A 21,387-nucleotide genomic window follows, 5' to 3' on the forward strand; every position below is an offset into this window, starting at 1 on the left:
AGCCTCTGCTCCCTTTTTTATTGATTGAGCCTGAATTCCAGCATCAGGTTGCGCTGGAGAAAAAGTCCGTTGTCATCCGAGACGATGACGAGATGCGTGCTGCCATCCGGCCCCGCCACCACATCGATGCCTTCCATATTGTCGATCGCATGATCCGCCCCGACATCGATCAGCACTTCGCCATCGACCACCGCACCCGGGCGGATATCCGCGCCCTTGATCCGCCTTATCTTCATGCCCATCCCGCCAATGAAGCTGAAGCGGCGCTCCAGAAGCAGAAGATCGCCGTTTGGCAGGAAGGCACCGTCGGTCGCATCATAGGGGTCGTGGCGCACGACAGTGAACTGCCCCTTCAGCGGCCCGTCGATGATCGCCGCAAGCAGATTGCCCGCCGTATCCCGGCTGCTCTCAGCAATAGCCACAAGCCCGCCGGCAAGCGGGCTGGAGGCCGGAGACGCAACCAGCGTTTCGATCCCGGCATTGCGCCGAAGCTCGTGCCGCGGAATGAGGAAATCGACACTGCGCGAAGGCTTCGAGGTTTCGAAACCGGGATCGGGATAGGCATCAACCCGATGCTGCTGTTCGAAGCTGACGAATGCCTCGCCATCCCGCAGTGCAAGCCCTTCAGCATCCGAGGCGGATTTGGAACCTGCTTGCCCGTTGCGCATCAGGATGGGGCTCACAGCGACTTCGGAAAGCCCGGCGAGCCTTCCCGACGCGTCCCGCATTATCTGCCCGGTCAGCCATTCGCCCGTATCGAGAACGGAAATGAAACGCCTGCCGTCCGGCCGAAAACGAATGCTGGAAAGCGACTGGAAGCGGCCATCATCGGAGCTGAACTCGATACCGCCAAGAAACTCCAGCGGTCCGAACGTCGTCTGATTGGAGTTCGGCTTGAATTGCGAGATCGGCTTGGCCGTCACCCGCGCAGCATCCTGCGCAAATGATATGGCCGGCATCATCGCAAGGACGACACCGGCCAGAAGAAACTGTGAGAGCTTCGACAAAGGTCAGCCGGCCCGGCGCATGCGGCCGCCGCGCGCGGCACCACCCGCCGCCTTGTCGGCAAACAGTTCGGCAAGCTGCTCGGTCATCGCACCGGCAAGCTCATCGGCATCGACGATCGTCACGGCATTACGGTAGTAGCGCGTCACGTCATGGCCGATACCGATTGCCAGCAGTTCCACCGGCGACTTGGTCTCGACCTGCTCGATAACGGCGCGCAGGTGCCGCTCCAGATAATTGCCCGGATTGACCGACAACGTGGAATCATCGACCGGCGCACCGTCGGAGATCATCATCAGGATCTTGCGCTGTTCCGGCCGGTTGATCAGCCGGTTATGCGCCCACATTAGCGCTTCGCCGTCGATGTTTTCCTTCAGCAGGCCTTCGCGCATCATCAGGCCGAGATTGCGGCGCGAACGACGCCACGGCGCATCGGCCGACTTGTAGATGATGTGGCGCAGGTCGTTGAGACGGCCGGGTGATGCCGGCTTGCCGCTGGCAAGCCAGTTCTCACGGCTCTGGCCGCCCTTCCACGCCTTGGTGGTGAAGCCGAGAATCTCGACCTTGACGCCGCAGCGCTCCAGCGTACGCGCCAGAATGTCGGCGCAGGACGCCGCAACCGTGATCGGACGGCCACGCATCGAACCGGAATTGTCGATCACAAGAGTGACAACCGTATCGCGGAACTGCGTGTCGCGCTCCTTCTTGAAAGAAAGCGGCTGCATCGGGTCGATGATCAGACGCACCAGACGGGCCGGATCGAGATAACCCTCTTCCAGGTCGAAATCCCAGGAACGGTTCTGCTGCGCCATCAGGCGGCGCTGCAGGCGGTTCGCCAACCGGCCGACGGCACCCTGCAGGTGAGCAAGCTGCTTGTCGAGGAAAGCGCGCAGGCGATCAAGCTCAGCCTCGTCGCAAAGCTCTTCCGCCGTAATCTCCTCGTCGAATTCCTGCGTGAAGATGTGGTAATCCACCTTCTCGTTGAAATCGTCGAACGGGCTGTTGGGACGGCGGGTTTCGCCGGGCGTCTCGGAATGGTCGTCGGCCTCGTCGGACATTTCGTCGTCCGACATTTCCGCGCCGTCCATCTCGCCTTCGTCCATCTCCTCGTCAGCCGCTTCGCTCTGCTCGGCGGGCGCTGCATCGGATCCAGCTTCTTCCTCAACCTCTTCGTTTTCGGTCTCGCCGCTGCTCGGCTGATCCTCTTCCGACTGGTTCTCGATCTCTTCCGGCTCGTTTTCGTCGCCGTCGAGATCCTCGGCCATCTGCATGGACGAAAGCATGTGGCGGACGAGCTTGGCAAAAGCCTGCTGGTCCTCGATCACGTTTTTCAAGTTATCGAGATCGGCAGAAGCATTCTGCTCGATGAACGGGCGCCAGAGATCGAGCACCTTGCCAGCGCTTTCCGGCGGCTTCTGGCCGGTCAGCTTTTCGCGCACCAGCATGGCGACCGCCTCGCCGATCGGCGCTTCTTCCTGACGCTCGATGCCGGAGAAATTCGCCTTGGCGTATTTCTCTTCCTGCATCGAATTGAGGTTGGCGGCGACACCCGCCATGCGCAACGCGCCAATCGATTCGACGCGCGCCTGCTCGACGGCATCGAAAATCGCACGTGCATCCGATCCTTGCGGCGAAAGCGTCGCGTGGACGTTTGTGTCATGGCAGGCGATGCGCAGGGCCATGGAATCGCCAAGGCCGCGCGTCACCGCAAGCTCATGCGCTGTCGGTCGTTTGGAAATTTCCGGCAAACGAATGCGCTCGCCGGCCAGTCCCGGACGCTCATTGGCGAAGGAAACCTCCACCTCGTGATTGCCGGCGATCGACCGCACGCAGCCGGTTATCGCCCGCCGCATCGGTTCGGTATCGACCGGACCGGCGGGCTTGCCTTTGGAATTGTCTCCGCGACCTGCCATAGGCTTCGCTTCCTCTGCCTTATGCTCCCAGAACGATGTTGGCGGCGCTTTCCTTCAGCTCGACGCCGAAGGCGCGCTGGTACTGTTCGGCCACGAGGGTCCGCTCCAGTTCATCGCACTTGTTGAGGAAGGTAATGCGGAAGGCGAAGGCCACGTCACCGAAGATTTCGGCGTTTTCAGCCCAGGTAATGACGGTACGCGGGCTCATCACGGTCGACAGGTCGCCGTTGATGAAGGCCGAACGGGTAAGATCGGCAACGCGAACCATCTTGGAAACCGTCTCGCGGCCTTCCTTGGTAGCGCCGAACGACTTTACCTTGGCGGCAACGATATCGACTTCCTTTTCGTGCGGCAGATAGTTCAACGTCGTCACGATAGACCAGCGGTCCATCTGCGCCTGGTTGATCTGCTGCGTGCCGTGATAAAGGCCGGTCGTATCACCCAAGCCCACGGTGTTGGCCGTCGCAAAAATACGGAAAGCGGGGTGAGGACGGATGACGCGGCTCTGGTCGAGCAGGGTCAGGCGACCCGACGATTCCAGCACGCGCTGGATGACGAACATAACGTCCGGACGACCGGCATCATATTCGTCGAAGACAAGCGCGACATTGTGCTGGTAGGCCCAAGGCAGAATACCGTCCTTGAATTCGGTGATCTGCTTGCCGTCTTTGAGGACGATCGCGTCCTTGCCGACGAGATCGATACGGCTGACATGGCTGTCGAGGTTGACGCGCACGCAGGGCCAGTTGAGGCGGGCGGCGACCTGCTCGATATGGGTGGATTTACCGGTGCCGTGAAAGCCGGAGACCATCACGCGTCGGTTATGGGCAAAGCCTGCAAGAATGGCGAGCGTCGTATCGCGATCGAAGAGGTAGTCCGGGTCGAGGTCCGGCACATAGGGGTCGCCATTGCTGTAGGCGGGCACCATCAGATCGGTATCGATGCCGAAAACTTCCCGAACCGAAACCGTCGTGTCGGGGAGGTTGGTAATATCCAGGTCAATCTTGCTCATCATAACTCCAGGGCACGGGCGACCGCCCGGCCATCAATCACGCTGCCTTGATTTTTGAGGCTTAGCAGAAACCCGCCTGCTTCAACAACTGATATGCTTGCACCACGGCACGAAAACGTTCCTCCGACCCGCGATCACCACCATTGGCATCAGGATGGTGCTTTTTCACCAATTCCTTGTAGCGGGTCCTGATCTCGGTCGAGGTAGCGTTCGCGCCAAGTTCCATCGTATTGAAAGCCTTAGCTTCCAATGTCTTCAGCTTGCGCCCCTGCGTTTCGTATCGCCCGCCACCCCCTCCGGTGCGCGCCTGCGCAACGAAGCCGAACGGATCCTTGAAACGCTGCTGCGTATAGGCGGAACCGGAACGTGACGAGGAATGGATCGGCCCGTCCTTGGCGTCCTTATTGACGCCGACCTTCCATGTCGGGCGGTGGCCGGTAATCGCTTCCTTCTGGTAGCGCGCGATCTCGCCATCCGACAGGCCGGAGAAATAATTGTAGCCCTTGTTGTATTCCTTCACATGCTCGAAGCAGAAGATGAAGAACTGGTTTTCGGCATTACGACCGACCGGCGCCTTGTGCACGCCCGGCTTGTCACAGCCGTCCCACTGGCAGGTCGGGGCCTGCGGCGGGGCATCTTGCTGCCTTTTCCGGCGCGTCCGGATACGGTCGAAATATTTGGAGTCGAGCTTCATGAGGCACTCATTATGGGCTTGGCGGCAAAGCCGAACAAGAATTGACAAAGCGGTTTGTTACTGGTTTCTGGATCACCCTCTTGCGCCGACCACCGGAGCCCAAACATGTCCGTAAAATCCCGTATCGAAGCCACGCTCCGCGAAAATCTTTCGCCCGAAAGGCTCGATGTGATCAACGAAAGCCATCAGCATGCCGGCCACCAGCCGGGCATGACAGGAGATGGTGAGAGCCATATGCGGGTGCGTATCGTCGCAGCCGCCTTTTCGGGCATGAGCCGGATCGACCGGCACCGGACGGTAAACGCTCTTTTGAAACCTGAACTGGACGCCGGTCTTCACGCGCTCGCGGTGGAAGCCGCAGCACCGGGAGAACCGACACGCTGGTGATGGGGTTTAGATAGGGATTGGCGGGCCGGTGGCCAAGAGCCCTGATCGCGATCAGCCCCACCAAATGCCTCTTAAAGAAATCGCCATACCTGACTTAAGCCGCAATCTGCGGCTCTTCGGCGATAACGACCGTGTTGCGCCCCCGATGCTTGGCCTCGTAAAGCGCTTCATCGGCCCGCTGAAGAAGCTTTTCGATCGTCACCTGCGCAGGCGCGGCCGAAGCGACCCCGAGACTTGCGGTCACGACACCATGATCCGACTTGCCGTGCGGTATGGCCAGTTCCTCCACCGCCCGACGGATCTTTTCAGCCATTGCCAAAGCCTGCGGGGAGGACTGTCCGGGCAGCAGGACCAGCATCTCTTCTCCGCCGAAGCGGAAGACGGAATTCGCCTTGCTCACTGTCGCACAGATATGCTGCGAAACCGTGCGGATACAGGCATCTCCATCGATGTGCCCGTAGAGATCGTTGAAGCGCTTGAAATGATCGATATCGAGCAGGATGGCGGAAACGACCGGCGGCTCCAGCTCCACATTCCAGATTTCGCGCCCGATACGCGCCAGCGAGCGGCGGTTCAGAAGCCCGGTCAGCTCATCCCGTTCCGCATTGACCTCCAGCCGCCGATAAAGAAGGCTGGCGCGTAGTTGGTTGAGAAAATTTCGCCGGTCGGTGCGCTCAAGGAAATAGGCGGAAGCCGCAAGGAATATCGACAGCATCAGGTAAAACGTGACGATGCCGCCAAAGGTAATGTCGTCGAACGCGCCTGTGAGATATGCCGCCGAAAGATGCGAGAGGCACATCAGCGCTAATCCGCCCAGCATTGCAGGAAACAGGGGTCGGAGAGCGATGACGAAAAACAGGAATGCGGCGGAATTGTAGTTTTGGTAGATCAGAAGATACGAACTCTGGCTGCCGACGGCCGCCGCCATAGGCAGGCTGACGCCCAGCACGGCGACCAACACGCTCAACGCATCATAAAGACGTGAACTCGGCCAGCGACGCACCGCGAAAGCGCATGCGATGACGGCAGGCGTAAACACGAGAAGTCTGAGGACCGTCACTTCGGCCAGGACATCGGGGATCATCGCCCGGTCGCCGAAATAGACCAAATCGTAGATCAGAAGACCGATCACGGCCCAGATGCCGATAAGACGATTGCGCTCCGCGACATAATCCTGCCTGAACAGCAATTCGATTTCCGGCTTGAAACGCAGAAGCGCGAAACGCTGCGCTATCTGGGCCTCGACCTGCTCCAATGTCACGATACTCATGGCAATACCTTAAACATACGGTAGTGCCGGCGTTAGGTTACAAAACTGAAGATTGAACTAAGCTTTTGTGATCATTTCTCAGAATTACGGAAAAGGTTCCAACCGGAATCACTCCGCACCTGGCGCCGTATCTTCCGCCGGCCTGATCCTCAGCCGGGTGATCCGGTTCTTCTCCCGCTTCATCACGATGAAGCGCTTGCCGTAGAAGGTAAATGCCTGCCGCTCTTCGGGAATGAGCATGGAGGAATTGATGACGAGGCCGGCAATCGTCGTTGCATCGCCATCCGGCAGGTCCCATCCGAGCGCGCGGTTGAGGTCGCGGATCGGCACCGAGCCATCGACCACGATCGAGCCATTGGCTTCCTTGCGCACACCCTGGATCTCGACATCGTGTTCATCGGCAATGTCGCCGACAATCTCTTCCATGATGTCTTCCAGCGTGACGATGCCCTGCACTTCGCCATATTCGTCGACGACGACGGCAAAATGCACTTTTCGCTTCAGGAAGGCTGCAAGCTGGTCCTTGAGGCTCGTACTGTCGGGTACGAACCACGGTTTTTGCATGATTTTCAGGATATCGACATCGGCAGGCGTCGTATCCGGCTCCAAGAGCGCGCGCAGCAGGTCCTTGGCATGCACCACGCCGATGATGTTTTCCGTCGAATTGCGCCACACCGGCATGCGCGTATAGGGGCTTTCGAGCACCGTGCGCACGATCACATCCGCCGGGTCATCGGCATTGACAGCGACCATGGCCATGCGGTGGCGCATCACGTCGGAGACTTCCAGCTCGGTGAGATCGAACAGCTCACTCAGCCGGTCACGATCCTCGGCGCCGAAATTGCCCTCGCGGTGCATGGCATCAAGTGCGGCATGCAACTCATCATGGCCGCACAGTGTCAGTGTTCGGCCGTTGAGCGACGTCCCGGTCGCGCGCATCAGCCCGCGGATGACCGCGTTGATGCTGCGCGAAAGGAGGCCGCCTGACGCTGTCATTTTGCGAGCTTTTCTTTCAGGAAGCTCAAGACTTCCGAAGAGGGAACATCGTCGGCGACAAACGACTGGCCGATGCCGCGGGTGAGAATGAAAGTCAGCTTGCCGCCCTTGACCTTCTTGTCCTGCATGATCGCATCGAGAAGCACCTCGGCGCCCGGCAGTTCGCCCGGAATTTCACTCATCCGTGTCGGAAGACCGACCGCCTTCAGATGCGCCTCGACACGCTTGGCGTCATCCGGGCTTGCGAGATTGAGGCGGGCAGAGAATTCATGCGCCAGAACCATGCCGATCGCCACACCTTCTCCATGCACCAGCCTTGCGCTGTCATACTGCGTGGCAGCTTCGAGCGCATGTCCGAACGTGTGGCCGAGATTGAGCAGCGCACGGCGCCCCATCTCGCGTTCGTCCTCGACGACGACATCCGCCTTGGACTGGCAGCTGACGGCGATCGCCTCGATCCGCTCCGGGCCGCCCTCGAAAACTTGTTTCCAGTTCTTCTCCAGCCATTCGAAAAAGGCCGGGTTGTCGATCAGCCCGTATTTCGCCACTTCCGCATAACCGGCACGGAATTCGCGCGGCGAAAGCGTATCGAGAATGGATGTGTCGGCCAGCACCAGGTCGGGCTGGTGGAACACGCCGAGCAGGTTCTTGCCATGGCGCGAGTTGACGCCGGTCTTGCCGCCGACGGAACTGTCGACCTGAGAAAGCAGCGAAGTCGGGATCTGAACAAAACGCACGCCGCGGCGCACGATACCGGCGGCAAAGCCTGCCAGATCACCGATCACGCCGCCGCCCAGCGCGATAACCGCGTCATTACGCTCGATACGGGCCGCAACCACCATGTCGCAGACGGTTGCCAGATGATCGAAGCTCTTGGTCTTCTCGCCGGCCGGCAGCGTCAGCGACACCGCTTCGATACCGTCGGTCTGCAGCGCATCCATCAGGGCTTCGAGATAAAGCGGGGCAACATGTTCGTCGGTGATGATCGCAGCCTTGCGCCCCTTGAGCCGCGAGGTGATCTCGCCGCCGGCGCGGGCCAACAGGCCGGGGCCGATGAGGATATCGTAGGCCCGGTCTCCGAGCGGCACATGCACAAGACGTTCGGGGGATCGGGACTGCACTGTCATTCTGTATCACCTTGTTGGGCCGGATCGGCTTGGGCCACACCGGCCTGACCCAAAATTGCCTCAAGAACCGCGTTGGCCATCAGATCCTTGCGGATATTCACCGACATCACCGTCAGATCCGCCTCGGCATAAATCGGGTAACGCTGGATCATCAAGTTCTCCAACGTCTGTCTTGGATTTTCCGTCTTCAGCAGCGGACGGTGGTCGCGCCGGCTGACCCGGTCCCACAATGTATCGAGATCGGCATTCAGCCAGATCGACAAACCACCCTGCTTGATCTGGGCGCGCGTCGCTTCATTGATGAAGGCGCCGCCGCCGGTGGACACGACCCGCGGCCCCTGCTTCAGCAATCGTTCGACCACCCGCGTTTCCAGCGCCCGGAACTCCGTCTCACCATATTGTGAAAACAGTTCCGCGATCGTCATTCTGGATACGGTTTCGATTTCGGCGTCCGTATCGACAAAGGGGATGCCTAGCGTCTGGGCAACGAGCCGGCCGATAACCGACTTGCCCGCCCCCATCAGGCCGACAAAAATCAGGTTGCGGTCGCCGAGCGCTTCGCGAGCCTGGTCCCGTAATGTCTGTCGCTCGACTGTTATTTCTTCACTCATGATGCCGTCCGTTCGCCAAAACGGTATCAACAAATGTTCATTCAGCGTCAAGCCACGCACGCGGCATCATCACGCGGAAGATGCACATCTTGTCGATCTGTAAACCATTAAGGCTATAGTGCGCCGTAACGATACGGAGCCTTTTCATGCCCACTCTCTTCCGCTTCCTGTTCATCCTGGCTGCCATTGCCGGCGTGATCTATGGCAGCATGGTCGCGCTCGTGGTGCTCGTCGAACCGAAAGACCGCGAAATCACCGTCAGGGTCCCCTCCGAACGGCTCAACCCGCCGGCTCAGCAATAGGCGAGGCCATTCTCATGCGAGATCTGTCCGCCGCCCATATAGAAGCGTTTCTGGAAATGCTGAGCGCCGAACGAGGTGCTGCCGAAAACACGCTTCAAAGCTACCGGCGCGACCTGGACGATCTTTACGATTTCCTGATTTCCAAGAAGACCACCCCGCTTCTGGCCGAAAGCAAAAACCTTTCCGCCTATCTTGCCGATCTCGGCAAACGCGCCTTCGCGCCCTCCTCCCAGGCCCGGCGGCTTTCCGCCATGCGCCAGTTCTACAAGTTTCTTTATGCGGAAGGGCTGCGCGGTGACGACCCAACCGCAGTACTCGACGCACCGAAGAAGCAGCGCGCCCTGCCGAAGAATATGAGCGAAGCGGATGTCAGTCGGCTTCTCGAACGGGCAGCATTGGAAGCGGCTGAGCCGGGAAAGGATCGCCTCAACCGCCTGCGCATGCTGGCGCTGCTGGAACTGCTTTACGCCACTGGCATGCGCGTCAGCGAACTCGTCTCCCTGCCGCTAAAGGTGCTCGAACAGGACGGGCGTTTTCTGATGATCCGCGGCAAGGGCAACAAGGAACGGCTGGTTCCCCTGTCGCGGTCTTCGATTTCCGCCCTGAAGGCCTATGGCGAAGCGAAGAAGGCCAAGGAATCCGATGAGGAGCCAAGTTCCTGGCTGTTTCCCTCTTATGGCAGCGCCGGGTATCTGCCACGCCAGGTATTTGCCCGCGACCTTAAGGGACTGGCGGCGAGAGCCGGCATAAAGGCCGCATCCATATCGCCGCATGTCATGCGCCACGCCTTTGCCAGCCATCTTTTAGCGCATGGCGCAGACCTGCGCGTGGTACAGGAACTGCTTGGACATTCAGACATTTCGACCACTCAAATATATACGCACGTGCTGGAAGAAAGGCTTCGTCAACTGGTGGAAACACATCACCCCCTTGCAAAAGAAGCCAAAAACCGGGATTAGAAGCCCCAAATGAAAAATGGGAGCTCTACGTTCCCATGGGAAAACAACGGGAAACCGGATCTGATGCAGACTTATCTCGATTTCGAAAAGCCTATCTCGGACCTCGAGGGCAAGATTCACGAGCTGAAGAAGCTCGCGACCGAAGACGAGAGCATCGACACGTCGGACGAGATCACTCGGCTTGAAGCGCGCGTCAAGGAAGCCACCCGCGAGATCTATTCCAAGCTTGGTGCCTGGGAAAAGACGCAGGTCGCGCGCCATCCGCAGCGTCCGCATTTCGTCGATTACGCAGCCCATCTCTTCACCGAGTTCACGCCGCTCGCCGGTGACCGCAATTTTGGCGAAGACGCTGCCATTCAGGCCGGCCTCGCCCGCTTCAACGGCATTCCTGTCGCCCTGATTGGCCAGGAAAAGGGTAGCGACACCAAGACCCGCCTAAAGCACAATTTCGGCAGTCCGCGTCCTGAAGGATACCGCAAGGCGATCCGCATCATGGAAATGGCAGACCGCTTCGGCCTGCCCGTCATCAGCCTTGTCGATACGGCCGGTGCCTATCCGGGTGTCGGCGCCGAAGAGCGCGGCCAGGCGGAAGCCATCGCCCGCTCGACGGAAATGTGCCTTGGCCTGAAAGTTCCGATGATCTCGATCGTCATCGGCGAAGGCGGTTCGGGCGGCGCAATCGCGATCGCCACCGGTAACCGCGTCTACATGCTCGAACATGCGATCTATTCGGTCATCTCGCCGGAAGGTGCAGCCTCCATCCTGTGGCGCGATTCGACCCGCGCCCGCGAAGCGGCGACCAACATGAAGATCACGGCGCAGGACCTGAAGGGCCTCGGCATTATCGACGACATCATTCCTGAACCGAATGGCGGCGCGCATCGCGAGCCGAAGACGGTGATGGATGCTGCCGGCAAGGTGATCACCTCGGCTCTCAAGGATCTTTCCAAGCTTTCGGGCGAGGAAGTCCGCAACGCACGTCGCCAGAAATTCCTGGAAATCGGCCGGAACCTCTGATTGCCGCCTTCGTGATGGAAGGTTGCCAATTTCGGCCACATTGATCATAACAGTGGGCGACGAGGGTTTTGCTGGACAGGCGATTTTGAGCGGTTAAGAAAATGTAAAGCTTACCGTATTATTATTGCACCCTCTGCCCCGGTTTGATGCCGAACTAGATATGTGGTCCGTTACGATGCGTCTGAAGCACATCGCCCTCGCTCTTCTGGTTGCAACAGCCCTCACAGGCTGCAACGATACGCTGGACTCAGCCACCGGCGTCGATATTTCCAAGGTCAAGAACAAGGTCGAGCAGCCGCTTTCGGCCAAGGTCGTCGCGGATATGCAGGCAAAGAACATGCCGCGCAATTCGCCGATCATGATCCGCATCTACAAGGAAGAAGGCAAGCTCGAGATCTGGAAGGCGAAGGCGGACAACCGCTTCGACATGATCCGCAGTTATGACATCTGCGCCTGGTCGGGCAAGCTCGGCCCCAAGGTGAAGGAAGGCGACCGCCAGGCACCGGAAGGTTTCTACAACCTGACCCCGGCGCACCTGAACCCGAATTCGAAATATTACCTCGCCATCAACACCGGCTTCCCCAACCGTTACGACGCCGCCAACGGGCGCAACGGCACGAACCTGATGATCCATGGCGCCTGTTCCTCGTCGGGCTGTTACTCGATGACCGACGAACAGATCCTCGAAATCTACGCCTTTGCGCGCGACGCCTTCCGCGGCGGCCAGACGGCCGTGCAGCTGCAGGCCTTCCCGTTCCGCATGACGGCCGAGAACATGGCGCGCCACCGCGACAGCGAACACAACGACTTCTGGAAGATGATCAAGGTCGGCTACGACAATTTCGAAGTCACCAAGCGCCCGCCGGAAGTCGCCGTCTGCGGCAAGAAATATGTCTTCAACCAGGAAGCCAAGGGCCCGCTCAGCGCGGCCGGCGCCTGCCCGGACATGTCCACACCGCCGGCTCTGGTCGCCGCTCTCTCCACCCATAACAAGGCCTATGACGTCGCCTTCGAAAAGGCCGTCGACAAGCTGGGCAACAAGGTCTGGTACGAGCCGAGCGAAGCCGAGCGCAAGGCGGTCGTCGCCGAAAAGCGCAAGGGTCGCGATCTCGCCTACGCACCGACCGGAACCTCGCTTGCCGCCGGCAAGCTGATGAGCCAGTCGGAATTCCAGGCGATGATGGAAAAGCGCACCGGCCAGCCGAAGCCCGCCTCGACCCAGGTCGCCTCCCTTTCCGCTGCCCCGCAGCCGGCAACGGTTGCAGAACGGATGAAGCAGGACCGCCTGCCGGCCGCAACCGGATCGATCGCAGCAACGAGCAATGCTCCTGCAGCGACGATCCAGACCGCCGAGGGCCGCACGACGGCCGTGCCGGTTCCCGAACAGAACCCGCTCGCCTACACCGCTCCGGCAGCACCGGTCAGCGAAGCCAAGAAGCCGTTCTGGAAGTTCTGGGACAAGCAGTGACCACGTCGTCCGACGCGCTCTACGACCTCAGGGGACTGAAATGCCCCCTGCCGGTGTTGAAGACCCGCAAGCGGCTGGCTGGCCTCAAGGCCGGTGACTGTCTCGCGATCGCGACAAACGATCCCCTGGCCGGAATAGACATCCCGCATTTCTGCAATCAGGAAGGCCACGAACTGGTCGAAAGCGAGAAGACGGCGGATGGCCACCGTTTCCGCATTCGCAAGGGCGCGAGAATTACAGCCTGAAGCCGGGCACGGCGAGCGGATTGTCTTCGAGCGCCGCACGGTCGGGACGGTCGAGGCGAGGCTCGCCGGTAAAGGCCGAAAACAGGTCTGCGACGAATTCCTCGGAAAGGCCCTTGGTGATCAGCACCATGCGCGTTTTCCGGTCTGATCCTTCCGGCCATTGGGCCAGCCGCTGCGGCGGATGAAAGATTGTCTGCACCCCGTGCAGAACCAGTGGCCGCTCGGGATTGTCCGACAGCCTGACCACCGCCTTCATCCGCAGAAGCTTCTCACCATGCGCCGAGCGCAGGAGATCGATGAACATGTCGATCGCCATCGGATCGATCGGCCGTTCATGCACGATCGAGAAGGAGCGGATGTCATCGCCGTGACGATTGAGATCGTGATGGTGGTGATGATGACCATGATGATGGTCATGCCCGTGGTGATCATGCGCGTTGTGATCATGTCCGCAGTCACATTCACCATCATGCCCGTGATCGTGGCCATGATGGTGATGATCGTGATCATCCGCGGCAATTTCGTCACGCAGCCAGCGGTCGACATCGGCGATCTTCGTCGACGGATCATAAAGCCCGTTTGCAAGCATAGACAGGCTGCTGACCGAGATGTCGTCGCCATCGACAAGCGGCGCACGCGGATTGAGCGCGGCAAGCCGTGCGCGCAGGGCTGAGAGTTGCCCGGCATCCGCCAGTGTCTGTTTCGAGAGGATCAGCCGGTCGGCAACCGCCACCTGCTTGACCGCTTCCGGATGCGCATCAAGCGTGGCAAGCCCGTTCACCGCGTCCACCACGGTGACGACACCTTCAAGCTCGAAATTCTGCGCGATGACCGGATTGCCCATCACCGACTGCATCACCGGCGCCGGATCGGCAAGGCCGGTCGTTTCGATGACAACGCGGGTGATCGGCTTGGCGCGGCCCGTCTGGATCGCATCCATCATCGTGGCCAGCGTATCGACCAGTTCGCCGCGCACGGTGCAGCAGAGGCAGCCGTTCGACAGTTCCACCAGCGAATCCCCGGAGGATTCGACCAGCAGGTTGTCGATGCCGACCTCACCGAACTCGTTGATGATGACGGCGATATCCTTTGCGCCGGGGTCACGCAGCATCCGATTGAGCAGCGTCGATTTTCCGGCACCGAGGAAACCGGTGATGATGGAGACCGGGATCCGGTCCTGCCCATGGGCCATGGTCTATTCCAATCAGAATGTCGGGCGCGGTACCGGGATCGGAATATTGGCGTAGGTCCGCTCGCCGATCTTCGTTTCCACCGGTTCGGTTCCCGGGATAAGGCCCGCAAACGTATAGACAGGCGGCCGCGTCATTTCGTGGATATAGGGCGAGTGCATGACCGTGCGGCCGGCATCGTCGCGGTTTTCGCTGCGCACCTTGGCGGCCTTCGGATTGCAGATTTCCTGGCTGACATCGTTGACGACGCCTGTGTCGCCATAAGGCGCGAGCGAGCCAAGCGGCGTGCCCTGATTGCCCGAAGACGTCAGGCCCTGCTGCAGGAGATTGGCCGAATCGTCGGCGCGCCCTGCAAGGCTGTCGGAGCCGAGCACGACCGAAACCACCGTCCGGCCATTGCGGGTGGCGGAAGACACCTGGTTGAAACCGGCAGCGCAGATGAAGCCCGTCTTCATCCCGTCGGCACCGTCGAAACGGCCGATCAGCGTGTTGAAGTTCGGGTATTTCTTCTTGCCCGTATCGATGCCTTCGATGGTGAAATAGCCGCTATATTGCGGGAATTCGCGCTTGATCTGCATGGCGAGGATCGCGAGGTCGCGGGCCGTCGTATACTGGCCCTTGCCCGGCAATCCGTGCGGATTGATGAAATGCGAGGACGTCATGCCAAGCCGCTGCGCCTCGGCATTCATCATCGCCACGAACTGGTCGTTGGTTCCGCCGACCGTTTCCGCCACGGCGACCGCCATGTCGTTGGCCGATTTCACCAGCATGATCTTCAGCGCATCATCCATCGTCAGCTGCGAGCCGGGACGGAAATACATCTTGCTGGCCGGCTGGTCGGTGGCGAATTTGCTCATCACCACCTTGCTGTCGAGCGAAAGCCGGCCGGACTTCAACGCCCTGAACGTCACATAGGCGGTCATCAGCTTGGTCAGCGAGGCCGGATACCATTTCAGGAACGCATCCTGATGCGCGATCACGCGGCCGGTATTGGCATCGATGATCATCTTGGGATTGGCGGATACCGCGGTGGCGGAGCTGACAAGTCCCACCGCCGTCACGAGGCAGAGAAGCCGGCGGGCGGCGCGATGGCTAAGTGTTGAGTGCAGCAAGATGGTCCTCGTCCGGATGTTAACGAGTGGGGCCATTAGATGGCCTATATGTCGAAGCAATGGCAAAGAAGATTGATTACGTCAATCGTCGCAGGCACTATCCCTTAAAGGAGAGGAGTCATAACGGCGTGAAGTTGGAACGATAGGAAAGATTATGCCCATATTGAACCGCGCAGCCGAACTTCAGGGCGAAGTAACCGGCTGGCGACGATTTCTGCATCAAAATCCCGAAATCCTCTATGAAGTTCATGACACCGCAGCCTTCGTCGCGGACAAGCTGCGCGAATTCGGCGTCGATGAGATCGTCACCGGCATCGGCCGCACCGGCGTGGTCGGCATCATCCGCGGCAAGGGAGCCACGGCAGGATCAGGCACCCGCACGATCGGCCTGCGCGCCGATATGGATGCGCTTCCCCTGACGGAACTGACCGGCAAGGATTACACCTCTCTGAGACCGGGCGCCATGCATGCCTGCGGCCATGACGGGCATACGTCCATGCTTCTCGGCGCCGCAAAATATCTGGCCGAGACGCGCAATTTCGATGGCAGCGTGGCGCTGATCTTCCAGCCGGCCGAAGAAGGTGGTGCCGGCGCGCTTGCCATGGTCGAGGACGGCCTGATGGAGCGTTTCGGTATCGAGGAAGTCTATGGCATGCACAACATGCCGGGCATTCCGCTCGGCCAGTTCGCCATCCGCAAGGGCGGCATCATGGCGGCCCCCGATCGCTTCACCATCACCATCAAGGGCCGCGGTGGCCATGCCGCCCAGCCGCACAAGACCATCGACCCGATCTTCATCGGCTCGCAGCTCGTCGGCAGCCTGCAGGCGATTGCCGCGCGCAATGCCGATCCTGTCCAGTCGGTGGTGATTTCGGTCACCCGTTTCGACGCCGGTACCAGCCACAACATCATCCCGGATACGGCAATGATCATGGGCACGGTGCGCACGCTGAGCGAGGAAACCCGCGACCTTGCCGAAAACCGCATCCGCCAGATCGTCGACGGACTGGTTGCCGCCCATGGCGCGGAATCGACGATCGATTATTACCGCCAGTGCCCGGTTACCTTCAATCATGACCACGAAACGGACCATGCGATCCGCGTTGCGACCGATGTCGTTGGTTCTGCAAATGTCGATGCCAATGTCGAGCCGACCATGGCGGGCGAGGATTTCGCCTTCATGCTGAAGAGCCGCCCCGGCGCCTTCATCTTCATCGGCAACGGCAATACCGCCCCGCTTCACAACCCGAAATACGATTTCGACGACGAGGCGATCGCCTACGGCATCTCCTACTGGGTGAAACTCGCCGAAAACCGGCTGTCTGAATGACAGCCGGAAAAACGCTTGGCTAATTGGAACGGCTTTTGTATGGATGGGCGCAAGTGGTCCCATAGCTCAGTAGGATAGAGCGCAGGATTCCTAATCCTGAGGCCGATGGTTCGAATCCATCTGGGATCACCACTTCCCCACCAAAGCTCATCGAGAATATCGACATCAAGGCCTTGCTGGCTGCGGCATGTCTGCGTGCGGAGCAATCGAACTCGTAAACGTACGGTCGACAGACTGAAGACGTGTCCAGGAAACTGAGACTCCGAAAAGCAGTATCGCGATAATGGGTATGACAAGAAGCACAACGCCGCCACTGATGCGCATGACCAACTCCAAAACTACATAGTCATGGGCGCGACCTTGTGCGCAGCAGCTTAATGGTTCGTTAATTTGTGCCAGTTTTGCACAGAAGCGAAGCCTATCCGTGCCGTCTTTGGAAACAAAGGCAGAGAGGCACAAAATGGCCGGAAAATGGCCTCAATCTCCGCGGTAAGCGTGGGGTATTCCCCACGGGTCCAGGATGGCTCGGCACAGAAGCGCCGAGCCCAAAAGTGGCCGGGTCGTCAGTCCAGCAATTCGCGGATGCGCACGGCGAGTTCCCGCGCGGTATACGGCTTCTTCAGCCAGCTACCTGAAAGCGCAAGCTCCCGCCCGGCGATTGCCGGTTCGGCGTAACCCGAGGTGAACAGGACCGGGATATGTGGCTTTTCAGCACGAACGCGGTTGGCCAGCTCATCGCCTGTCATGCCGCCCGGCATCACCACATCGGTAAACAGCAGGGCGATATCGGTGTGGCGCTCGAGTTGCGATAGCGCCTGAGCACCGTTTTCCGCCTCGATCACTTGGTAACCGAAGCTCGTCAACCGGGACACGGTTACGCGGCGTACACGCGGGTCATCCTCGACGACCAGGATTTTTTCCGGTCCGCCGGGCAGCGGACTTTGAGGATGATGTGACGAGACCTGCTGGTTGCCCTGTTCGACCTTCCGCTTTGCGGCGGGCAGGAACATCCGCACCGACGTGCCCTGTCCCGGTTCGCTGTAAAGCTGGATATTGCCGCCCGACTGTTTGACGAAACCATAGACCATGCTGAGGCCGAGACCCGTGCCGGCACTCACGCCCTTGGTGGTGAAGAACGGTTCAAAAGCCTTCTCCTTGACCTCCGCCGTCATGCCTGTCCCGGTATCGGTCACCGCAACCAGGATGAACTCGCCGGTCCGCATGTTCGAATACATCTGCGCGTAGTCGACATCCAGTTTGACGCGGGAAATTTCGACCGTCAGCTTGCCGCCGCGCGGCATCGCATCCCGCGCATTGATGACGAGATTGAGGATAGCGTTCTGCAGCTGCGAGGCATCGACGAGAGCTTCGTTCGGCGCACCTGCGATGACCGTCCTGAATTCGACCGCTTCGCCAAGCGTACGCCGCATGAGATGGGAAAAACTCGATACGAGTTGCCCGACATCCACAAGCTTGTTGTTGAGCGGCTGCCGCCGGCCGAAAGCCAGCAACTGGCCGGTCAATTTTGCGCCGTCTTCCGCGGCCGACTGGGCCTCCTGCATGAGCACCCGCAGATTGGGGTCTTCAAGCTGGTATTCCAGCATTTCGAGATTGCCGCTTATGACCGTCAACAGATTGTTGAAATCATGCGCCAGTCCGCCTGTCAGCTGACCGATCGCCTCCATCTTCTGCGACTGGCGAAGCTCTTCTTCGATCTTCTGGCGGCTCGTGAGGTCGCGGACGAAGCCGGTAAAGATGCGCTTGCCACCGGTTCTCGCCTCACCCACGGCAAGCTCCATCGGGAAAGTCGTGCCATCCTTGCGAAGCCCCGTTACCACGCGGCCGTAACCGATGATCCGCCGTTCTCCGGTCTCCATATAGTTGGAAATGTAACCGTCATGGGCATCACGGTCAGGATTGGGCATCAGCATCCTGACATTTTCGCCGCAGACTTCGGAAGCGCTGTAACCGAACAGCCGCTCCGCGGCGGCGCTGAATGAGGTGATGATCCCGGCATCGTTGATGACGATCGTCGATTCCGGCACAGTATCGAGGATGGAGCGCAGATGCGCTTCTCTTTCCGCCAGGTCGTTCTGGACCCGCTTCATCGCGGTCACGTCGTTGTTGGTCTGGATGATGATGGGCGCGCCATCCACCGAAAGGGAAACAGAGACCCAACGTGTTGCAACGAAAACCGGACGGCCATCGCGGGTGCGATGCTCCAGCTCTCCTTGCCAGGAATGTTCTAAGGCCAGTTGCTGGCGAATGTCGTCAAGCGGTTTGGGAAACCGCGTTTGCAGCAACTGATGAACGGATTGGCCGACCGCCTCCTCACGCGGCCAGCCATAAAGTGCCTCACAGCCGGAACTCCACCGGGTAATAATGCCATCATTCCCGTGGACGATGACATTGGCATCGTCCAGAAGATGAAGAACCGCATCCAGCTCGGCCTGGGTGGTGAGAGTGTTTCTTATTTTATGTGGCATCAAAAATCCTGGCTGCGACTACAGACCTGGACCATACATGGCACACAAGGGACGCTGTAGAACTTTGGAACTGGCGCATCATACATTCCGAATGACCTATTCCGGTTTTGGGTCGAAGCGCTAGTGGCGACGACGATCGTCGGCCGATCCCATCGTATCTCCCCAGCCGTATTCATCTTCGTCCCCGGCCAATTGTGCAAGCATCATCGGCTTGATGATCTTCACCGAGTGCCGTCCGACGCAGCCGAGAACGCCCTTGGTGCTCAGTTTGGTGATCGTGCGCGACACGGTCTCAATGGTCAGGCCAAGATAGTCCGCCATGTCCTGGCGCGTCATCGGCAGCTGCACCATCGACTGCACTTCGCTCTTGGCCGCCGCCCTGCGCAGGTGCTTCAGCAGGAATGTGCAGAGGCGTTCCTCGGCGCTCTTGCACGACAGCAGCACCATCTGGTCCTGGGCAGCGGCCATCTCGTCACAAACCCGCGCAAATACTTGCGGGCGAAGTTCTTCCGAGTCCAGTACGGCAGCCTCGAAGCTCTTTCTGGTCAGGCGACGAACCTTCGTGCCAACAATCGCTTCGGCGCTGTAGAGATAATTGCTCTTCAGCGATACGCCGAGCAGATCGCCATCGAAAACGAAACCGGTAATAACCCGGCGGCCGTCCGAAATAATTCTGAAGATACGCAGAGCACCTTCAACGACCTCGAAGACGTGTTTTGCTTCGTCGCCCTCGAAGAAGATCGACTGGCCGGGCTGGATGAACTCGACCGGCTGGCGCGAGAACAGACCATTGAGCGTTTCCGGCTCCGCTTCATGAAGAAGAGTTGCTGCTGTGCGTTCGCGATTGTAGCTGGTGAGAAACATGGTATTAACCCCGTCGTTTGATGGGGGTAGTTGACCTGTCGGCGGTAACACGCGAATGCTACCGCGGTAAAAGACGGTTCGAATTGGTAACAGTTTGTAACAGCCTGGCTAGTTTTTAATGTCTATTGACCCGGCCCACGCGGCACACATCCTTGTCGTCGATGACGATCCCCGTATCCGCCAGATGCTTGCCCGCTATTTCGAGGGCGAGGGCTATCGTGTGACCACTGTAGCCGATGGCGTCGAGATGGACGTTGCGATGCGTCAAAACAGTGTCGATGCTGTGTTGCTCGACCTTTCGCTTCCAGGCGGGCGCGACGGGCTTGATCTTGCGCGTGATATCCGCGCGACTTCGGACGTTCCGATCATGATGTTGACCGGCCGCGACGATGTCGTCGATCGCATCATCGGTATAGAAATCGGTGCCGACGATTACATCGCCAAACCCTTCCACCTGCGGGAAGTCCATGCGCGTCTCAAGTCCATATTAAGGCGGCGCCAACCGGCAGCCCCGAAAGCTGTACAGGAAGAAGACCAGATCATCCGCTTCGAAGGCTGGACCCTGAACGTATCGCGACGCCAGCTCATAGATCCGGCAGGAGCCGAAGTGGAACTCACGACCGGCGAATTCGATATGCTGGCTGCCTTCCTCAACCACGCCGGACGCGTGCTGACCCGCGATTTCCTTATGGATCTAACGCGTGGCCGACACCTTGAAGCATTCGATCGCACGATCGACGCACAGATCGTCAGGCTTCGACGCAAGATCGAAGCGGATGTCAAACATCCTCAGTTCATCAAGGCGATCCGCGGCGTCGGCTACATTTTTACCGGCAAGATCGGGTAATCGGGCAGAACAGCGCCGTCGACGCTGCAAATCAGTCCGTGGTCCCACGGTCCATGCTCCAGGAAATTTGTCATCACCGACCAATCCGGCGGCATAGCCGTCCATAGGTGGATAGTTCGGCAATTTTCCGCGATCGCAAAACGTCGCACCTCGGAAAAAAGCAGCGACAGGACCTCCCGGTTATCGACAAGGCTGACGGAGATGAAGAGTGGAACTTCAGCCTGACGCTGCCGGTCTCCCGCTCCGCTGATGGCGACATGGGCTATGCCACGGATATAGCCTTCACTATCCTTGACGACGAACCAGCAGCGACACAGCAACGCCGTGGCGGTGAGAGCGATCCATTGTTCCAGATCCACCCCCGGCATAGCCCGCTCTATCAACGCATATGCACGCAACACGTCTCGGGCATTAAGTGTGCCGATCCTGTAGCCCATTCGCTCCGCCCGCACAGTCTGCACATTGATTATTGATCCATGATCATCGAGCCATTTTGACGCACCCCAAGGATGTCGCCTTGATGCTGATCAACCGCAGGCGGGAATGCTGTGA

The 21,387-nt window shown here is 59.5% G+C and carries 20 protein-coding genes, 1 tRNA gene and 1 pseudogene; 9 read left to right on the plus strand and 13 right to left on the minus strand.

Going from position 1 to position 21,387, the window contains the following annotated elements; all coding sequences use genetic code 11:
• Positions 1 to 17: 17 nt before the first annotated feature.
• From JNB91_RS04485 to JNB91_RS04500, 4 genes are all read right to left on the minus strand, one after another.
• Positions 18 to 962, minus strand: coding sequence for an esterase-like activity of phytase family protein (locus JNB91_RS04485; protein WP_220324578.1), 945 nt, complete (start codon positions 960 to 962; stop codon positions 18 to 20).
• Positions 963 to 1,010: 48 nt separating this feature from the next.
• The gene (cobT, locus tag JNB91_RS04490; protein WP_220324335.1) at positions 1,011 to 2,918 is read right to left on the minus strand and encodes a cobaltochelatase subunit CobT; all 1,908 of its coding nucleotides are present in this window, start codon (positions 2,916 to 2,918) and stop codon (positions 1,011 to 1,013) included.
• Between the two features lie 19 nt (positions 2,919 to 2,937).
• Positions 2,938 to 3,930 (minus strand): cobaltochelatase subunit CobS, encoded by a 993-nt coding sequence (gene cobS / locus JNB91_RS04495; protein ID WP_119943456.1) that lies wholly within the window; start codon positions 3,928 to 3,930, stop codon positions 2,938 to 2,940.
• A 61-nt stretch (positions 3,931 to 3,991) separates the two neighbouring features.
• Positions 3,992 to 4,624, minus strand: a complete 633-nt coding sequence (locus tag JNB91_RS04500) for a J domain-containing protein (protein WP_220324336.1) — start codon at positions 4,622 to 4,624, stop codon at positions 3,992 to 3,994.
• Between the two features lie 105 nt (positions 4,625 to 4,729).
• On the opposite strand from JNB91_RS04500, the gene JNB91_RS04505 reads away from it, so the two are divergent.
• A complete protein-coding gene (locus tag JNB91_RS04505) occupies positions 4,730 to 5,011 on the plus strand; it encodes a BolA family protein (protein ID WP_220324337.1) in 282 nt (93 codons plus the stop codon).
• Between the two features lie 94 nt (positions 5,012 to 5,105).
• Here the strand turns inward: JNB91_RS04505 and JNB91_RS04510 are convergent, their stop codons facing one another.
• The 4 genes and pseudogenes from JNB91_RS04510 to JNB91_RS04525 form a co-directional block, all read right to left on the minus strand.
• A complete protein-coding gene (locus tag JNB91_RS04510) occupies positions 5,106 to 6,281 on the minus strand; it encodes a GGDEF domain-containing protein (protein ID WP_220324338.1) in 1,176 nt (391 codons plus the stop codon).
• A gap of 108 nt (positions 6,282 to 6,389) precedes the next feature.
• Positions 6,390 to 7,262, minus strand: a pseudogene (locus JNB91_RS04515) (CBS domain-containing protein); the annotation flags it as partial.
• 11 nt (positions 7,263 to 7,273) lie between these two features.
• Positions 7,274 to 8,404, minus strand: coding sequence for a 3-dehydroquinate synthase (gene aroB, locus JNB91_RS04520; protein WP_220324340.1), 1,131 nt, complete (start codon positions 8,402 to 8,404; stop codon positions 7,274 to 7,276).
• Positions 8,401 to 9,015, minus strand: a complete 615-nt coding sequence (locus JNB91_RS04525) for a shikimate kinase (protein ID WP_220324341.1) — start codon at positions 9,013 to 9,015, stop codon at positions 8,401 to 8,403. Before JNB91_RS04525 ends, aroB begins: the two co-directional genes overlap by 4 nt.
• Positions 9,016 to 9,161: 146 nt before the next feature.
• Here JNB91_RS04525 and JNB91_RS04530 point away from each other — a divergent pair, with 146 nt between their 5' ends.
• The 5 genes from JNB91_RS04530 (at position 9,162) to JNB91_RS04550 (ending at position 13,006) form a co-directional block, all read left to right on the plus strand.
• Positions 9,162 to 9,317, plus strand: coding sequence for a hypothetical protein (locus JNB91_RS04530; protein ID WP_183994895.1), 156 nt, complete (start codon positions 9,162 to 9,164; stop codon positions 9,315 to 9,317).
• A gap of 14 nt (positions 9,318 to 9,331) precedes the next feature.
• On the plus strand, positions 9,332 to 10,276 hold the full coding sequence (xerD, locus tag JNB91_RS04535) for a site-specific tyrosine recombinase XerD (RefSeq protein ID WP_220324342.1): 945 nt from the start codon (positions 9,332 to 9,334) through the stop codon (positions 10,274 to 10,276).
• A 63-nt stretch (positions 10,277 to 10,339) separates the two neighbouring features.
• Positions 10,340 to 11,293 (plus strand): acetyl-CoA carboxylase carboxyltransferase subunit alpha, encoded by a 954-nt coding sequence (locus JNB91_RS04540; RefSeq protein ID WP_220324343.1) that lies wholly within the window; start codon positions 10,340 to 10,342, stop codon positions 11,291 to 11,293.
• Between the two features lie 175 nt (positions 11,294 to 11,468).
• On the plus strand, positions 11,469 to 12,761 hold the full coding sequence (locus JNB91_RS04545) for a L,D-transpeptidase family protein (protein WP_220324579.1): 1,293 nt from the start codon (positions 11,469 to 11,471) through the stop codon (positions 12,759 to 12,761).
• Entirely contained in the window at positions 12,758 to 13,006 is a 249-nt protein-coding gene (locus JNB91_RS04550; protein WP_220324344.1) for a sulfurtransferase TusA family protein, read from the plus strand. The genes JNB91_RS04545 and JNB91_RS04550 overlap by 4 nt, the downstream gene beginning before the upstream one ends.
• Here the strand turns inward: JNB91_RS04550 and JNB91_RS04555 are convergent.
• A complete protein-coding gene (locus JNB91_RS04555) occupies positions 12,996 to 14,198 on the minus strand; it encodes a CobW family GTP-binding protein (RefSeq protein ID WP_220324345.1) in 1,203 nt (400 codons plus the stop codon). The two genes, JNB91_RS04550 and JNB91_RS04555, sit on opposite strands and share 11 nt — an antisense overlap.
• A 12-nt stretch (positions 14,199 to 14,210) precedes the next feature.
• On the minus strand, positions 14,211 to 15,344 hold the full coding sequence (locus tag JNB91_RS04560; RefSeq protein ID WP_220324346.1) for a D-alanyl-D-alanine carboxypeptidase family protein: 1,134 nt from the start codon (positions 15,342 to 15,344) through the stop codon (positions 14,211 to 14,213).
• A 118-nt stretch (positions 15,345 to 15,462) separates the two neighbouring features.
• Between JNB91_RS04560 and JNB91_RS04565 the strand changes: the two genes are divergently transcribed.
• Both JNB91_RS04565 and JNB91_RS04570 read left to right on the plus strand, forming a co-directional pair.
• Entirely contained in the window at positions 15,463 to 16,638 is a 1,176-nt protein-coding gene (locus JNB91_RS04565) for a M20 aminoacylase family protein (RefSeq protein ID WP_220324347.1), read from the plus strand.
• 55 nt (positions 16,639 to 16,693) lie between these two features.
• Positions 16,694 to 16,770 (plus strand) — tRNA-Arg (locus tag JNB91_RS04570).
• Between the two features lie 431 nt (positions 16,771 to 17,201).
• On the opposite strand, the gene JNB91_RS04575 is transcribed toward JNB91_RS04570, so the two are convergent.
• Together JNB91_RS04575 and JNB91_RS04580 are read right to left on the minus strand one after the other, a co-directional pair.
• Positions 17,202 to 19,124: a hybrid sensor histidine kinase/response regulator gene (locus JNB91_RS04575; protein WP_220324348.1), complete on the minus strand. Its 1,923-nt coding sequence runs from the start codon at positions 19,122 to 19,124 to the stop codon at positions 17,202 to 17,204.
• 120 nt (positions 19,125 to 19,244) lie between these two features.
• Positions 19,245 to 19,988: a helix-turn-helix domain-containing protein gene (locus JNB91_RS04580; RefSeq protein ID WP_220324349.1), complete on the minus strand. Its 744-nt coding sequence runs from the start codon at positions 19,986 to 19,988 to the stop codon at positions 19,245 to 19,247.
• Between the two features lie 118 nt (positions 19,989 to 20,106).
• On the opposite strand from JNB91_RS04580, the gene JNB91_RS04585 reads away from it, so the two are divergent.
• The gene (locus JNB91_RS04585) at positions 20,107 to 20,835 is read left to right on the plus strand and encodes a response regulator (RefSeq protein ID WP_220324350.1); all 729 of its coding nucleotides are present in this window, start codon (positions 20,107 to 20,109) and stop codon (positions 20,833 to 20,835) included.
• On the opposite strand, the gene JNB91_RS04590 is transcribed toward JNB91_RS04585, so the two are convergent.
• The gene (locus JNB91_RS04590) at positions 20,808 to 21,272 is read right to left on the minus strand and encodes a hypothetical protein (protein WP_220324351.1); all 465 of its coding nucleotides are present in this window, start codon (positions 21,270 to 21,272) and stop codon (positions 20,808 to 20,810) included. The genes JNB91_RS04585 and JNB91_RS04590 overlap by 28 nt on opposite strands.
• Between the last annotated feature and the right edge of the window lie 115 nt (positions 21,273 to 21,387).

This window comes from Aliirhizobium wenxiniae (genome assembly GCF_019511445.1).
GTDB lineage: Bacteria > Pseudomonadota > Alphaproteobacteria > Rhizobiales > Rhizobiaceae > Neorhizobium > Neorhizobium wenxiniae_A.

Coding starts and splice junctions, on each gene's coding strand:
- JNB91_RS04580 (WP_220324349.1), bottom strand. CDS start 19,988: ATGTTTCTCACCAGCTACAATCGCGAACGCACAGCAGCAACTCTTCTT.
- cobS (WP_119943456.1), bottom strand. CDS start 3,930: ATGAGCAAGATTGACCTGGATATTACCAACCTCCCCGACACGACGGTT.
- JNB91_RS04560 (WP_220324346.1), bottom strand. CDS start 15,344: ATGGCCCCACTCGTTAACATCCGGACGAGGACCATCTTGCTGCACTCA.
- JNB91_RS04500 (WP_220324336.1), bottom strand. CDS start 4,624: ATGAAGCTCGACTCCAAATATTTCGACCGTATCCGGACGCGCCGGAAA.
- JNB91_RS04540 (WP_220324343.1), top strand. CDS start 10,340: ATGCAGACTTATCTCGATTTCGAAAAGCCTATCTCGGACCTCGAGGGC.
- JNB91_RS04510 (WP_220324338.1), bottom strand. CDS start 6,281: ATGAGTATCGTGACATTGGAGCAGGTCGAGGCCCAGATAGCGCAGCGT.
- JNB91_RS04590 (WP_220324351.1), bottom strand. CDS start 21,272: ATGGGCTACAGGATCGGCACACTTAATGCCCGAGACGTGTTGCGTGCA.
- JNB91_RS04545 (WP_220324579.1), top strand. CDS start 11,469: ATGCGTCTGAAGCACATCGCCCTCGCTCTTCTGGTTGCAACAGCCCTC.
- JNB91_RS04585 (WP_220324350.1), top strand. CDS start 20,107: ATGTCTATTGACCCGGCCCACGCGGCACACATCCTTGTCGTCGATGAC.
- xerD (WP_220324342.1), top strand. CDS start 9,332: ATGCGAGATCTGTCCGCCGCCCATATAGAAGCGTTTCTGGAAATGCTG.
- JNB91_RS04485 (WP_220324578.1), bottom strand. CDS start 962: ATGATGCCGGCCATATCATTTGCGCAGGATGCTGCGCGGGTGACGGCC.
- JNB91_RS04525 (WP_220324341.1), bottom strand. CDS start 9,015: ATGAGTGAAGAAATAACAGTCGAGCGACAGACATTACGGGACCAGGCT.
- JNB91_RS04530 (WP_183994895.1), top strand. CDS start 9,162: ATGCCCACTCTCTTCCGCTTCCTGTTCATCCTGGCTGCCATTGCCGGC.
- JNB91_RS04555 (WP_220324345.1), bottom strand. CDS start 14,198: ATGGCCCATGGGCAGGACCGGATCCCGGTCTCCATCATCACCGGTTTC.
- cobT (WP_220324335.1), bottom strand. CDS start 2,918: ATGGCAGGTCGCGGAGACAATTCCAAAGGCAAGCCCGCCGGTCCGGTC.
- JNB91_RS04575 (WP_220324348.1), bottom strand. CDS start 19,124: ATGCCACATAAAATAAGAAACACTCTCACCACCCAGGCCGAGCTGGAT.
- JNB91_RS04505 (WP_220324337.1), top strand. CDS start 4,730: ATGTCCGTAAAATCCCGTATCGAAGCCACGCTCCGCGAAAATCTTTCG.
- JNB91_RS04565 (WP_220324347.1), top strand. CDS start 15,463: ATGCCCATATTGAACCGCGCAGCCGAACTTCAGGGCGAAGTAACCGGC.
- aroB (WP_220324340.1), bottom strand. CDS start 8,404: ATGACAGTGCAGTCCCGATCCCCCGAACGTCTTGTGCATGTGCCGCTC.